Annotated in this window: 15 protein-coding genes; 13 read left to right on the top strand and 2 right to left on the bottom strand. The window is 62.2% G+C overall.

The features are described 5' to 3' along the window. Positions 1-27: 27 nt before the first annotated feature. Together AD670_RS14825 and AD670_RS14820 are read left to right on the top strand one after the other, a co-directional pair. On the top strand, positions 28-441 hold the full coding sequence (locus AD670_RS14825; RefSeq protein WP_053133532.1) for an NUDIX domain-containing protein: 414 nt from the start codon (positions 28-30) through the stop codon (positions 439-441). A gap of 5 nt (positions 442-446) precedes the next feature. Then, the gene (locus AD670_RS14820) at positions 447-953 is read left to right on the top strand and encodes a GNAT family N-acetyltransferase (protein ID WP_053133529.1); all 507 of its coding nucleotides are present in this window, start codon (positions 447-449) and stop codon (positions 951-953) included. 104 nt (positions 954-1,057) lie between these two features. Here AD670_RS14820 and metR read toward each other — a convergent pair whose 3' ends face one another. Continuing rightward, positions 1,058-1,975, bottom strand: a complete 918-nt coding sequence (gene metR, locus AD670_RS14815) for a transcriptional regulator MetR (RefSeq protein ID WP_053133526.1) — start codon at positions 1,973-1,975, stop codon at positions 1,058-1,060. Between the two features lie 182 nt (positions 1,976-2,157). Here metR and AD670_RS14810 point away from each other — a divergent pair, with 182 nt between their 5' ends. From AD670_RS14810 to AD670_RS14790, 5 genes are all read left to right on the top strand, one after another. Further along, entirely contained in the window at positions 2,158-3,177 is a 1,020-nt protein-coding gene (locus AD670_RS14810; RefSeq protein ID WP_053133523.1) for an alpha/beta fold hydrolase, read from the top strand. A gap of 55 nt (positions 3,178-3,232) precedes the next feature. Continuing rightward, positions 3,233-3,886, top strand: coding sequence for a DsbA family oxidoreductase (locus AD670_RS14805; RefSeq protein ID WP_053133520.1), 654 nt, complete (start codon positions 3,233-3,235; stop codon positions 3,884-3,886). Between the two features lie 126 nt (positions 3,887-4,012). Further along, complete coding sequence (locus AD670_RS14800) at positions 4,013-4,933, top strand: arginase family protein (protein WP_053133516.1); 921 nt, start codon at positions 4,013-4,015, stop codon at positions 4,931-4,933. Then, positions 4,930-5,310: a transporter gene (locus tag AD670_RS14795; protein ID WP_053133513.1), complete on the top strand. Its 381-nt coding sequence runs from the start codon at positions 4,930-4,932 to the stop codon at positions 5,308-5,310. The genes AD670_RS14800 and AD670_RS14795 overlap by 4 nt, the downstream gene beginning before the upstream one ends. Further along, a complete protein-coding gene (locus tag AD670_RS14790) occupies positions 5,307-5,711 on the top strand; it encodes an EamA family transporter (RefSeq protein ID WP_053133510.1) in 405 nt (134 codons plus the stop codon). The genes AD670_RS14795 and AD670_RS14790 overlap by 4 nt, the downstream gene beginning before the upstream one ends. Before the next feature lie 55 nt (positions 5,712-5,766). On the opposite strand, the gene AD670_RS14785 is transcribed toward AD670_RS14790, so the two are convergent. Then, positions 5,767-6,537 (bottom strand): MipA/OmpV family protein, encoded by a 771-nt coding sequence (locus AD670_RS14785; RefSeq protein ID WP_053133508.1) that lies wholly within the window; start codon positions 6,535-6,537, stop codon positions 5,767-5,769. A gap of 214 nt (positions 6,538-6,751) precedes the next feature. Here AD670_RS14785 and AD670_RS14780 point away from each other — a divergent pair, with 214 nt between their 5' ends. Genes AD670_RS14780 through AD670_RS14755 form a run of 6 tightly spaced genes read left to right on the top strand, consistent with a single transcriptional unit; the run spans position 6,752 to position 14,108 of the window. Next, positions 6,752-7,453 carry an MtnX-like HAD-IB family phosphatase gene (locus tag AD670_RS14780; RefSeq protein ID WP_053133505.1) on the top strand — a complete coding sequence of 234 codons (702 nt, stop codon included), beginning with the start codon at positions 6,752-6,754 and terminating at the stop codon, positions 7,451-7,453. Continuing rightward, positions 7,446-8,840, top strand: coding sequence for an aspartate aminotransferase family protein (locus tag AD670_RS14775; protein ID WP_053133503.1), 1,395 nt, complete (start codon positions 7,446-7,448; stop codon positions 8,838-8,840). The genes AD670_RS14780 and AD670_RS14775 overlap by 8 nt, the downstream gene beginning before the upstream one ends. Further along, positions 8,837-9,796 (top strand): carboxylesterase, encoded by a 960-nt coding sequence (locus AD670_RS14770; RefSeq protein WP_053133500.1) that lies wholly within the window; start codon positions 8,837-8,839, stop codon positions 9,794-9,796. The genes AD670_RS14775 and AD670_RS14770 overlap by 4 nt, the downstream gene beginning before the upstream one ends. A gap of 31 nt (positions 9,797-9,827) precedes the next feature. Further along, the gene (locus AD670_RS14765; RefSeq protein ID WP_053133497.1) at positions 9,828-10,952 is read left to right on the top strand and encodes a GNAT family N-acetyltransferase; all 1,125 of its coding nucleotides are present in this window, start codon (positions 9,828-9,830) and stop codon (positions 10,950-10,952) included. Next, entirely contained in the window at positions 10,952-12,721 is a 1,770-nt protein-coding gene (locus tag AD670_RS14760) for a HAMP domain-containing sensor histidine kinase (protein ID WP_053133494.1), read from the top strand. The genes AD670_RS14765 and AD670_RS14760 overlap by 1 nt, the downstream gene beginning before the upstream one ends. Next, on the top strand, positions 12,711-14,108 hold the full coding sequence (locus AD670_RS14755) for a sigma-54 dependent transcriptional regulator (RefSeq protein ID WP_053133491.1): 1,398 nt from the start codon (positions 12,711-12,713) through the stop codon (positions 14,106-14,108). Before AD670_RS14760 ends, AD670_RS14755 begins: the two co-directional genes overlap by 11 nt. Positions 14,109-14,112 lie beyond the last annotated feature (4 nt).

Here is a 14,112-nt window from a genome sequence, read left to right as displayed (position 1 = left end):
ATTGTTTGAATTCAAGGTTTTCAGTTCATGCCTAGCACTATCCGTATCGCCGCTGCCCTGTTGATCGGCAGCGACGGCCACACCCTGCTGGTGCGCAAGCGCGGCACCCAGGCCTTTATGCAACCCGGTGGCAAGATCGACGCCGGTGAACAGCCCGCCGAGGCCCTGGCCCGCGAGCTGTACGAAGAGCTGAACCTGCGCATCAAGCCCGGCGACGCGGTCTACCTCGGTCACTTCTCGGCCCCTGCGGCCAACGAGCCGGGGTTCACTGTGGACGCGCAATTGTTCCAGGTGCAGATCGATGTACCGGTCAGCCCGGCGGCTGAAATCGAGGAGGTGCGCTGGATCGACCCTGCCGGTGATGGCGGCCTGGTGTTGGCGCCCCTGACCCGTGACCTGATCCTGCCGTTTTACCGCGCGTCACTGACCACGCCGGCCTGACGCGAATGAGCATCCGTGCGCTGGGGGCCAACGACGCCGAGGCTTATCGAGCGTTGATGCTGGAGGCGTATGGCGCTTATCCCCAGGCGTTCACTTCTAGTGTGTCCGAGCGTGCAGCCATGCCGTTGAGCTGGTGGGAAAAGCGCCTGGAGAGCCCGCTGGACCGTTTGCTCGGCGCGTACGTCGACGGGGAACTGGCCGGCATCGTCGGCCTGGCCTTCGAACCTCGGGAGAAGGCGCGGCACAAGGTGACCCTGTTCGGCATGTACGTGAACGCGGCTTACCAGCACAAAGGCTTGGGCCGGCGATTGGTCGAGGCAGCGCTGGATGAAGCGCGCCGACATCCGCGGCTCAAAGTGATCCAACTGACCGTCACCGCCGGCAACGATGCAGCGTTTGCGCTGTACCGACGCTGCGGGTTTATCCAGTACGGCCTGGAGCCGCTGGCGGTACGGGTGGGCGTGGACTACTTCGACAAAATCTACATGTGGCGCGAACTCACGGCGCACTGAGATCCAAGGTAGGAGGGGGCAAGCCCGCTCGCCACAGTTACAGTGTTCCTCCTTAACTGACCGGCATTAGGACTTGCCCCTCCCACATTTGGAACGGTGTGGTTTCAGCGTACCGCGCTGACGCCATCCAGGGTTGAAAACGACGTGTCCTTGGCCGTCAGCAAAAAGTCGCGCATATACGGCGCATCCAGCATGTCCGCACGAATCCCCGCATACAGCGTCGCAAACAAGCCTTTCTCGCCCAGACGCTTGGCCTTCACGTAGCCGCGCGAGCTGTATTCATGCAGTGCCCAATGGGGCATGCCGCACACGCCACGGCCGCTGGCCACCAGTTGCATCATCATCACCGTGAGTTCCGAGGTGCGCACCTGGGCCGGTTCCACGTCGGCCGGTTCCAGGAAGCGGGTGAAGATGTCCAGGCGGTCGCGTTCCACCGGGTAGGTGATCAGGGTTTCGGTCAGCAGGTCTTCGGGCACGATGTACGCCTTGTTCGCCAGCGCGTGCTGGTTTGCCACCGCGAGCATGGCTTCGTAGGTGAACAGCGGCACATAGGTGATACCCGGCAGCTCCAGCGGGTCGGAGGTCACCACCAGGTCCAGGTCGCCACGGGCCAGGGCCGGCAGTGGCGCGAACGCAAAGCCCGAGGCCAGGTCCAGCTCGACCTCCGGCCAGGCATCGCGGAACTGGTCGATGGTCGGCATCAGCCACTGGAAACAACTGTGGCACTCGATCGCCATGTGCAAGCGCCCGGCGGTGCCACCGGCCAAACGCGCGATGTCGCGCTCGGCGCCGCGTAGCAGGGGCAGGGTGGCGTCGGCCAGTTGCAGCAGGCGCAGACCCGCGCTGGTGAAGCGCACGGGTTTGGTCTTGCGCACGAACAGCGGCATGCCCAGGCGCTCTTCCAGCTCCTTGAACTGATGGGACAAGGCCGATTGTGTCAGGTGCAGGCGCTCGGCGGCCTCTACCAGGCTGTCGGCTTCGCGCAAGGCGTGCAGGGTCTTGAGATGACGGATTTCGAGCACGGGCTCTCCATGAAGACAATTTGTGACGAATTCGAATCGCGTGAGTTTGTCTCATGTTGCAATCCATGTCGACCATGACCGCCGGGCACTCTTCATCAAACTGTCATGGAACTGTGGCAGCGCGCTTGAACAAACTTCATCAGACTCGCGCTCTACTGGGGTTCTGCGTTTCGGTGTTTTTCATGCGCGTGTTGCTTTTACTGGCCGCTCTACTGTTCGGCCTGCCGTCTTTTGCGGCTTCTCGATGTGATGTCAATGTCCCGACCCAAACGGTCGACCTGGCCCAGGTGAGTATCGCCTACCAGAGTATCGGCCGTGCGTCCGACCCGGCCTTGCTGCTGGTTATGGGCCTGGGCGGGCAACTGATCCACTGGCCCGACGAAGTCGTCGTCGCCCTGTGCCAGCAGGGTTTCCGGGTGATCCGCTATGACAACCGCGATGTGGGCCTGTCCACCTGGCGCCAGGCGCCGGCGAGCGCCAACCTGACCTTTGAAGTGCTGCGCTACAAGCTCGGCCTGCCGGTATCGGCGCCGTACACGCTGACGGACATGGCTGATGACGCCCTGGGCTTGATGGATGCCTTGCAGATCCAGCAGTTCCACGTACTGGGTGCGAGCATGGGCGGCATGATTGCCCAGCACCTGGCGGCGATGGCGCCGCAGCGCGTGGAAAGCCTGACCCTGATCATGACCAGCTCCGGCGCCGAAGGCTTGCCGGCCCCGAATGCGGCGCTGGTGCAATTGTTGTCGCGCCGCAGCGCGCCGAATCGCGAAGTGGCGCTGGAGCAGCAGGCCGACTTGCTCGCGGCGCTGGGCAGTCCGAACGTCAAGGACGATCGCCAGGCCTTGCTGCACCAGGCGGCGCTGTCCTACGACCGCGCCTTCAACCCGGACGGCGTGAAGCGCCAGATCATGGCGATCCTCGCTGAACCGAGCCGTGTGCCGCTGCTCAACCAACTGCGTGTACCGACGCTGGTGGTCCACGGCACCGCTGATCCGTTGCTGCCGGTGATGCACGGCGTGCACCTGGCAGCGCATATCCAGGGCAGCCAGTTGAAGTTGATTCCTGGCATGGCCCATCGTTTCCAGGAAGCGTTCAAGGCGCCGCTGCTGACGGCGGTGTTGCCGTACCTGCAAGCCCATCGCGAAGATGCCGCCCATTGGGCGCAGATCGATCCGGTCGCGCCTTCGAAGCTGCTGTGACATTGGTGTATCGTGCAACCTTTACGGCGTATTGAAGCCTGCGAGGTTGCCTACCATGAGTACTCCCCTGAAAATCGATTTCGTCAGCGACGTGTCCTGCCCCTGGTGCATCATTGGCCTGCGCGGCCTGACCGAAGCCCTTGACCAGCTCGGCACCGAGGTGCAGGCCGAGATCCATTTCCAGCCGTTCGAACTGAACCCGAACATGCCCGCCATCGGGCAGAACATCGTCGAACACATCACCGAGAAATACGGCTCCACGGCTGAAGAATCCCAGGCCAACCGTGCACGCATCCGCGACATGGGCGCCGAGCTGGGCTTTGCCTTTCGCACCGACGGCCAAAGCCGTATCTACAACACCTTCGACGCACACCGCCTGTTGCATTGGGCCGGGCTCGAAGGCTTGCAGTACAACCTCAAGGAAGCGTTGTTCAAAGCCTACTTCACCGATGGCCAGGACCCTTCCGATCACGCCACCCTGGCGATCATCGCTGAAAGTGTCGGCCTGGATATAAAGCGCGCCGCCGAGATTCTCGCCTCCGATGAATACGCCGCCGAAGTCCGCGAGCAAGAGCAGTTGTGGATATCCCGTGGGGTGACGTCGGTGCCGACCATCGTGTTCAACGACCAGTACGCCGTCAGCGGTGGCCAGCCGGCCGAAGCCTTTGTCGGTGCGATTCGCCAGATCATCAGCGAAGCCAAAAACTAAAGTCGAACACTGATCCACATGTGGGAGGGAGTAAGCCCCCTTCCACATGTGGTTCTCACTGACCTTGAGGTAAGCGCTGGCCCGCCCCTTGCATTGACCCCCTAAAGCCATAGGGGAAATATCACCTTGAATATTCTTGACCTCGACCACAGCCTCACCGGTCAGGCACCGATTGCCCGGCGGTTGGCCAGTGGCCGTGCCACGCGCATCGACCTGCTGGACCTGGGCCCGAAGCTGCGCCTGTGGTCCAGCGAAAAAACCTGGAAGCGCTTTGCCGAACGCCTGGCCCAGCGGCCCCGGCCTACGGATGCGCGCCCGGAGATCCTGTTCGTCGGCTCCGGCGATTATCACCACCTGACCCCGGCGTTTCTGGCCGACCTGAAAGAACCCATCAGCCTGATCCACTTCGACAACCACCCCGACTGGGTGCGCTTTGCGCCCAAGCGCCACTGTGGCTCGTGGGTCAACCGCGCGCTGAAGATGCCGGCGATCAAGCGCATCGTCACCCTCGGCCCGTGCAGCGATGACCTGCATAACCCGCAACTGCGCGGCGGCAACCTCGGCGCCCTCAAGCGTGGGCACTTGCAGTTGTTTCCCTGGCAGCACCCGCCGTCGAAAGTCTGGGGTCGGGTCGGCGATGGTGCCGGTCACCAGCAGCAGGAAAACCACCTGCACTGGCGCAACCTGGCGGAGTTGGACTGGGCAGCATTTCTCGAACAGATGATCGCCAGCCTGCCCACCGAAGCGATCTGGATCACCATCGACAAAGACGTGCTGGCCAGTGAAGACGCCGCCACCAACTGGGACCAGGGCGGCATGCGCCTGACCCACTTGTTGCAAGCCTTGCGGGCGTTGGCGGCGGGTAAACGGATTATCGGCATCGACGTGTGCGGCGAGTTCGCCACGCCGGCCTTCAGCAATGCGTTCAAGCGTTGGGAAGCCAAGTCCGACCAGCCGCCACCGGAGCGCTGGAGCCCGGAGGATTTGCAGCGCAACGCCGCTACCAATGAAGCCCTGATCGATCTGTTTGAGGAGCTGTTCCCGTGACCCTGACCGTGGTGTTGCTGGTGGCCTTTTCCATCGTGCTCGATGTGATCGGCCAACTGTGTTTCAAGCTCGGCCTGGACCGTTTGCCGGAGCTGGACGGCGGCTTTCGCCTGAATGCGTTCTGGGGCCAGGTATTTAATGCGCCGCTGCTGTGGGCGGGGATCGGTGCCTACGCAATCGAGTTTTTCGTGTGGCTCGAAGCGCTGTCTCGTGCGCCGTTGAGCCTGTTGTTTCCGGCAGCGGCGCTGGCCTATTGCGGCGTGGTGCTGGCCGGCAAGGTGGTACTGGGCGAAACCGTCAGCCGCCGGCGTTGGATGGGCACCCTGGTGATTACCTTGGGTGTGATGCTGGTAGCGATTGCAGGGAGTCAGGCATGAGTACGCAAACGATGAATACCGGTTGGTTGCATGGGCGCCTTGGCACCGTGGTGCTGTGGGCCTTGCTGATCTGCACCGAGAGTGCCGGGCAGCTGTTTACCAAGGTTGCCGGCGACCAGTTGGGGCAGATGGATTTCAATTGGCAGTGGTTGTCCGAGGTGGCGCGCAACCCGGGGATCCTGGCGGCGATCGCCAGTTATATCGGCGCGTTTTTCGTGTGGATGCTGATCCTGCGGCGCAGCAGTTTATCCCTGGCGTTCCCGCTGAGTTCGCTGGTGTTTGTGGTGGTGTTGCTCGGTTCGTGGCTGGGGCTGGGGGAACATATCAGCCCGCTGCACTGGGTAGGCGTTGCGGTGATTATCGGCGGAATCGCGCTGCTGGCCGAGGGCGAGGAAAACTGAAATCCGGCCCCATGTGGGAGGGGGCTTGCTCCCTCCCACATGTTGTCCGAAGTGATCAATCGAACTTGTAGCTGATCGCCGTCTGTACCTGGCCCTGGTTCACGTCGCCGGTTTCCTTGACGATGCTGCTGTTGGCCGCCGAACCCACCAGGTGTACCCAGCTGGCGCTGGTCAGCAGTGACCAGTTGGAGGCCAGGGGGAACTCGAAACTCTGGGTCAACGTGAGGTTCTGGAAGCCGCCGCTGGCGTTATACGGCCGAATACCAGAGGCCGCAGATTCATTGGCGTCGACCCCGAAATAGGTCTGGGTCTGGCGCGCATCGGCAAAATTCGCCGCCAGGCCGCTGCTGCCGATAACCCCGCCACCCAGTGGGTAGCCCAGCTCGCCGCCGACCTTGCCCAGCGCGCCGCTCTGGGAATGCCCGCCACCGACGGCCTGGCCCATCCGGGCATACACGCGCCAGAAGTCGGCCGGCGCGTATTGAATAAAACCGCCCACTTCAGCCATGTCCGACACATTGCGCAGGCCCTGCAGCTCACCGTTGGAGGTACGCCCCTGCAGGTAGTTGATATAGGGGCCGGCCGTCAAACCGTTGGTGTTGAGGGCGCTCCAGGTCAGGCCGTCATCGGTGCTCAGGCTGACAGTGCCCCAGTCCAGGTCCAGGTAGGGCACGGGGCGGGTTTCGTAGCGGCTGCCGGTCGGATCATGGGGCTGATAACTGAGGCCAGCGCCGACTTCTCCGGTGATCGGCGCGGCCAGGGCGGTGTCGGCATAACCCCACAGCCCCAGTAAACCGGCGAATACAGCAGAAGTGAGTTTGAGCATGGAGCGATTTCCTTTCTGGACATGCGCGCATGAACGCGCGAAGGGCGTCCCTGGCGCAAGCACTCATCTTGTTTGTAGCAAGCTACAAAAATTGTAGCTCCTGCGACACATATCCCCGCGCGCCCCCAGCCCCGCCGGGCTTCAGCCAGTTGGCACACTCCCTGCTCTACCCCTTGTGCAAGCGCACACAGCGCGCTCCTCAAGGTAAACGCAGATGATCCACTGGCATATCGTGTGTGACTTCGACGGGACCATTACCCCCACCGATGTCATCGACAACGTCCTCCAACGCTTCGCCGGCCCCGAGTGGGAAACCATCGAACAGGAATGGCTGGATGGGCATATCGGTTCCCGCGAATGCCTGAGCCGCCAACTGGCGCTGATCCAGGCGACCCCGGCTGAACTGCTGGCGTATTTCGACAGCGTCGAGATCGACCCGGACTTCCCGGATTTCGTCGATCACGTCATGGGCCTGGGCGCGTCCATCGAAGTGGTCAGCGACGGCATCGAGCAAGGCATCGCGCGGATTCTGTCGCGCAACTACGTGACCTTGCTGCCGATCCTCGCCAACCGCCTGCGCCAGGTCGACCAGAACAGCTGGCGCATCGACTTCCCGTATTCCAGCGATGCCTGCCGCGCGGCGTCCGGCAACTGCAAGTGCAAATCCACCCCGCGCAACAAGCGTGTGCTGGTGATCGGCGACGGCAAGTCCGACATGTGCGTGGCCTCCACCGCCGACTTCGTCTTCGCCAAAGGCAGCCTCGCCCTGTACTGCGAGGCCAACAACATTCCTCACGCGCGCTTCGACACCTTCGCCGAAGTGCCTGCATTGCTCGCCCGACTGCCGCAAGGCATCGCCGCCAACGCCACCACCTTTACTGCTGCCGACAATCAGGAACTCTTCCACCATGTCTGATATCCGTATCGCCACTGCCGAAGACCAGATCCTTCTGGATAAAGAAGCCAAGTACTGCTCCTACGGCGACACCGTCCACTACATCGAGCCGCCGCGTATTTTCAGCCGTTGCGAAGGCTCCTACGTGTGGGACACCGAAGACCAGGCCTACCTCGACCTGCAAATGTGGTACTCGGCGGTCAACTTCGGCTACGCCAACCCGCGCCTGAACAACGCGCTGAAACAGCAGATCGACACCCTGCCGCAAATCGCCAGCCAGTACCTGCACAAAGGCAAGATCGAGCTGTCGGAAATGATCGCCGTCGACGCCAAGAAAAAATTCGGCCTCGACGGTCGTGTGCACTTCAACGTCGGCGGCTCGCAGTCGATCGAAGACTCCCTGAAAGTGGTGCGTAACGCCACCAACGGCAAAAGCCTGATGTTCGCCTTCGAAGGCGGCTACCACGGCCGTACCCTCGGCGCGTCGTCGATCACCTCCAGCTATCGCTACCGTCGCCGCTATGGCCACTTCGGCGAGCGCGCGCAGTTCATCCCGTTCCCGTACCACTTCCGTGGCCCCAAAGGCATGACCAAGGAAGAGTACGGCAGCCACTGCGTGCAGCAATTCGCGCGTCTGTTCGAGACCGAATACAACGGTGTGTGGGACCCGAAAGTCGGCCAGAGTGAATACGCCGCGTTCTACGTCGAGCCGATCCAGGGCACCGGCGGCTACGTGATTCCGCCGATGAACTTCTACCGCGAACTCAAGCATGTGCTGGATCAGCACGGCATCCTGATGGTCTCCGACGAGATCCAGATGGGCTTCTACCGCACCGGCAAACTGTGGTCCATCGAGCACTTCGACGTGCAACCGGACGTGATCGTGTTCGGCAAGGCGCTGACCAACGGCCTCAACCCATTGGGCGGCATCTGGGCGCGTGAAGAGTTGATCAACCCGAAGATCTTCCCACCGGGTTCGACCCACTCCACCTTCGCCTCCAACCCATTGGGCACGGCGGTGGGCCTGGAAATGTTCAAGATGACCAACGAAGTCGACTACGGCGCGATGGTCATGGCCAAGGGCAAATTCTTCCTGGAAGGCCTGCAAGACTTGCAGAAACGTTTCCCGATCATCGGCGACGTCGACGGCCTGGGCCTGGCCCTGCGCTGCGAAATCTGCGGCCCGGATGGCTTCACGCCGGACAAGGCGACCCTGGACTACATGGTTGAAGAAGGCATGAAAGGCGACATGGTGGTGGATGGGCGCAAACTCGGCCTGATCCTCGACGTGGGCGGCTACTACAAAAACGTGATCACCCTGGCACCGTCCCTGGAAATCAGCTACCCGGAAATCGAGCTGGGCCTGAAGCTGCTTGAGCAACTGCTGGTACGGGCGACTAAACGGTGAGCACAGCTGAGATCGACCTCGGTGAAGGTACTGCCGGATTCGTTCTCGGTGAAGGTCCGGTCGGGATCCTGTTGATCCACGGCCTGACCGGCACCCCGACCGAATTGCGCCAGGTCGCCAAGGGCCTGGTCAAGGCGGGTAACTGCACGGTGTACGTGCCCACTTTGGCCGGGCACTGCGGCGACAACAGCGACCTGCAGGCGACCGGCTGGCTGGACTGGTACGAAGGCGTGCGCAAGACCTTCGTACAGGTCAGGCAACGCCACGAACAGGTGTTTGTCGGTGGCTTGTCCATGGGCGCGGTGATGTCGATGTACGTGGCCGCCGAGCACCCCGGGCAAGTCGCCGGGCTGCTGATGTATTCCACCACCCTCAAGTACGACGGCTGGAGCATCAACAAACTGGCGTTCCTCACGCCATTGCTGATGAAAATCCCGTTTGGCGTGCACGTCTGTCGCTTCGAAGAGAAGCCGCCTTATGGCATCAAGAATGAACGCTTGCGGGCAATCGTCGAGCGGCAGATGAAGGAAGGGCAGAGCAGCGAAGCCGGTCTGTTGACCATGGAAGGCATCACCGTGCGCGAGTTGCACCGCATGAACGCCGTGGTCAGGAAACGCATGCCCAAGGTCAAGGTGCCGGCCCTGGTGCTGCACTCCATCGAGGATGACATCACCAGCCGTTGGAACGCCGATTACGTGGAGCGGCATCTGGGCGGGCCGGTGACCAAGATCCTGCTCGACAACTGCTACCACATGATCACCGTCGACCTGCAATACCGCCGGGTGATCGAGTTGAGTGCCGACTTTGTCGAGCAGCACACGGGCTTCAACCCAATACAGGTCGATGTGGGAGCTGTCGAGCTTCAGCGAGGCTGCGATGCAGGCGCCTCGGTCTTTCAGGTACACCGAGGTGATGCCATCGCAGCCTCGCCGGGGCTCGACAGCTCCCACATTTGATCGGCGTTCACCACAGAAATAAGGGATACCTGTGATCACCACCCAAGCCTTCCCGACCATCCGGGCCCTCCAGCGTAGCGCCTGGAACGACTGCTTTCCCGGTGCGTTGGAGGACTGGGATTATTACGTCGCCGTGGAAAACGCCGCCATCGCGGACTTCCAATGGCGTTACCTGGCGGTTTACGACGATGGAACGCTGGTGGCCGTTGCCGCCGCGTTCATCACCCATTATCGGCTCGACACCACGGTGTCGGGCGCCGGCAAGCGTTTGGCCGAACGTGTGGAGCGGCTGTGGCCGGGGATTTTGCAATTGGGGCTGTATGCCATTGGCTCGCCGGTGGCCGAGCGTTGCGACGCCGGGGTTGGCAGTGGCGTGCCCGCGTCGCGTCGCCCGTTGCTGCTTAAACACCTGTTGGACGCCGCGCGCCAGGATGCCGATGACTTCGGTATCGGCCTGCTGGCGGTTAAGGATGCGCCTTCCCGGGACCCGCATTGGCTCGACAGTTGCCGAGCGGCGGGTTTTCAAAACATGCCGAGTTTGCCTACGGGGGTGTTGCCGCTGCCCTACGGATCGTTGGATGCCTACCTCGGCTCGCTGGGTAAATCCACGCGCAAAGACTTGCGCCGCAAGCTGCGCGCACCGGGACCACGGGTGGAGTGGCGGCGTAATATCGACGACGTGCTGCCCGACGTCATGCGCTTGTACGAAGCCACGCTCAAGCGCGCCGAGTTGCAGTTCGAGCGCCTGCCTGCCGGCTATTTCACTGGCGTGCTGGAACGTCTTGGAGCGCGCGCCGTCTGTGTTCTTTACTGGGTAGACGAGCAGTTGGTGGCGTTCAACCTGATCCTGGTGGACGAGCACCGGCTGGTGGACAAGTTTTTCGGGCATGACGTCGAATTTACCCGCGATTACAACCTGTACTTCCGCAGTTGGCTGACCAATGTCGACTACTGTATTGCGCACAATATTGCGGTGTATGAGTGCGGCCAGGCCGGGTATGCCAGTAAGCTGCGCCTGGGTTGCGAGTTCCAGGGCAACAGTGTGTTTTTCCGCCACCGCAACCGGCTGGTCAACGGCCTGCTCAAGCTTGTAAAACTGTTTATTCGACCGGATCGTTCCGACCCTGCCATGGCTGCTGCGATAAGCGAAACCTGATGATCACCAAGACCCGCCAGAAAGCCCGCCCCTTTGCCATTTCGCGCTGGAGCGTCCAGCGCAAGCTGGTGCTGGCGTTCTGGCTGGTCAGCGTGATTCCCACCATGATCGCGGCGGAGCTGGCCGCGACCACGCTGTCGCAGATTTTCGACAGCAACGTGCGTATCTGGCTGCAGGAATCGACCAAAATCGTCAAGGACGAGATCGGCGACATCCTTCACGACAACGCACGCATGGCCAAGCTGTTCCTGCGCTACACCAGCCCGCCCTCCAGCCGGCTGGCTGCCAAGCATGACCGGCTGACCGCGGACATCGCCGATGCCACCGACATCGATGTGGTGGCGCTGATCCGTACCAGCGATCAGAAGGTGGTGTTCAGCACCGCCTCGGATGACATCGTCAAACAGATCAGCCTGACCAGCAACGCGGTGCTGCAGACCGTGCAAGTGGCGGGGGTGAGTACCGGGATTGTGGTCTCGACCTTCGAAACCAGCCAGGACGGCGTCGACTACCGCTTGTTGGTGGCGACCTACCTGGACAGCAGCTTCCTCACCAGCGTGGCCGATGTGCACTCCCTCGACCTGCGCCTGTACCTGGCCAACCCCGAGGGGTTCTCGGAGATATTCTCGACCCAGCGCTTCGTGGATCACCCGTCGCGCATCCCGAAAAGTGTCGAGACCGCGATGCGCAGCACCAAGCAGCCCAGCGAGCAGTTCACCAACAGCTACAGTGGGTTGTACTGGCCGATCTTCAATGACGCCGGTGACCTGCAAGGCGTGATTTTCAGCGGCCTGCTGCGCCACACCAGCCTGGTGGGCCTGGTGAACCAGAGCAACCTGTTCGTGCTGATTTTCCTGCTCAGTTCGGCATTGTCCCTGGCGGCCGGTGTGCTGGTGTCGCGGCGCTTGACCAAGCCGTTGCGGGACTTGTCCGAAGGCGTGGGTGCGGTGATCTCAGGCAATTACGCGCACCGCGTGCTGGTCAGTGGTGGCGACGAACTGGCGCAATTGAGCAGCACTTTCAACCATATGACCGAGCGCCTCGGCGAGCTGCACCACCTCGAAGCCCAGCTGCGCCGGCGTGATCGTCTGCACGCCCTGGGTGAGGTCGCCATGGGCCTGGCCCACGAGATCCGTAACCCGTTGGGCATCATCAAGACGGCTACCCAGTTGTTGCACCGCCGCGCAGACCTGCCGGACGCCGACAAGCGTCACCTGGAATATGTGATCAGCGAGGTCAGCCGCATCAACGACTTGATCACCGAGTTCCTCGACTTTGCCAAACCCAACCCACCGCTGCGCGTGCTGCAGCCGGCGCGCCCATTGGTCGAGGAGATCCTGGGTTTCTGCGCGCCGGAACTGGCCAGCCATAACATCGATGCGCAGATCGATGACCAGGCGCCGGGAGCGACGATCTACGCCGATGCCAAGCAACTCAAGCAGGCCTGCCTCAATCTGATTCTCAACGCCATCGATGCCATGCCCGAAGGCGGGCGCCTGACCCTGGGCATTCGCAGCGTGGGCGACAACACTGTCATCACCATCGCCGACACCGGCCAGGGCATCGCGCCGGAGATGATCGAGCGTATCTTTACGCCCTTCGTCACCACCAAGGCCTCGGGCACGGGCCTGGGCCTGGCCAAAGTCTATTCGATCATGGAAAGTCACGACGGCAGCATCGAATGCGCCAGCGAAAACGATGCCGGCGCCACCTTCAGCCTGTACATTCCAGCGATAGGCGAAGACGACGAGGACAGTCATGACGCATAACATTCTGGTAGTCGACGACGAACCCAAGCTCTGCGACCTGCTGGCGTCGGCCCTGGGCCAGAACAGCGTGCAGGTGTTCATTGCAGGCAACGGCCTGCATGCGCTCAAGGTGCTGGAGCAGGAAGACATCGACCTGGTGATCAGCGACTGGCGCATGCCGGGCATGGACGGGCCGGCCTTGTTGGCCGAGATCAAGCTGCGCTATCCCCAGGTGCCGGTGATCGTGATGACCGCCTACAGCACGGTGAAAAACGCCGTGCAGTCGATGCGCAACGGTGCCTACGACTACATCGCCAAGCCGTTTGATATCGACGAGCTGGACATCACCGTGGCCAAGGCCCTGCAGTTTCGCGACATCATGCGCGACAACGCGCGCCTGCGCGCCGAGCTGGACGAGCAGACGCAGTTCGACAGCCTGGTCGGCGACAGCCCGGCGTTTCGCAAAGTGCTGCAGGCGGTGGATTCGGTGCGCGACAGCAGCACCACCATCCTGCTGACTGGCGAAAGCGGCACCGGCAAGGAAATGGTCGCCCGCGCCATCCACAAGCATGGCAGCCGTGCCGACAAACCGTTCGTGGCGGTCAACTGCGCAGCGATCCCGGAGGGGCTGCTGGAAAGCGAAATGTTCGGCCATCGCAAGGGCGCGTTTACCGGCGCCGTGTCTGATCGGATCGGGCGTTTCCAGCAGGCTGACAAGGGCACGCTGTTTCTTGATGAGGTGGGCGATATGCCCCTGGCGCTGCAAGCCAAGATCCTGCGCGCCTTGCAGGAGCGGGTGATCGAGCCGGTGGGCGATCCCCGCGAGCGCAAGGTGGATGTGCGGGTGATTGCCGCTACCAACAAGAACCTGCTGGAAGCGGTGGCCAACAAGGAATTTCGCGAAGACTTGTATTACCGCCTCAACGTATTCCCGATCCCGCTGCCGGCCCTGCGCGAGCGCGTGGAAGATATCGCGCCCCTGGCGCGCCACTTTGCCCAGACCCTCAGCGCCACTGCCGGCAAGCGTATTACCGGCTTCAGCCCTGAAGCGTTGCAGGCCATGGCCGCGTATCACTGGCCGGGCAATATCCGTGAGCTGCAAAACTGTGTGGAGCGCGCGACCATCGTGGCGGCGTCACCCGTGATTGAGGATATCGACTTGCCGGGCTACCTGTTTGCGTCTAAGCCGAGTGAAGGCGGCGTGACCGCGATCCTCAGCGACGGGCCGGGCATTCCCCAGGACCTGGATGCGGCGCTGGCGGAGGTGGAGAAGGCTTATATCCTGGCGGCGTTGCAGGAGAGTAATGGTGTGCAGGCTGCGGCGGCGGCGAAGATCGGGATCTCTGAGCGCAGTTTCTGGTATCGACTGAAGAAGCTGGGCATCCAGGTCGACAAGATCGTCCGCTGACACG

It is taken from the genome of Pseudomonas sp. MIACH, assembly GCF_001269925.1.
Lineage (GTDB): Bacteria > Pseudomonadota > Gammaproteobacteria > Pseudomonadales > Pseudomonadaceae > Aquipseudomonas.
The sequence above is the reverse complement of the archived record's forward strand: the minus strand, read 5'-3'. Positions and strand labels throughout refer to the sequence as shown.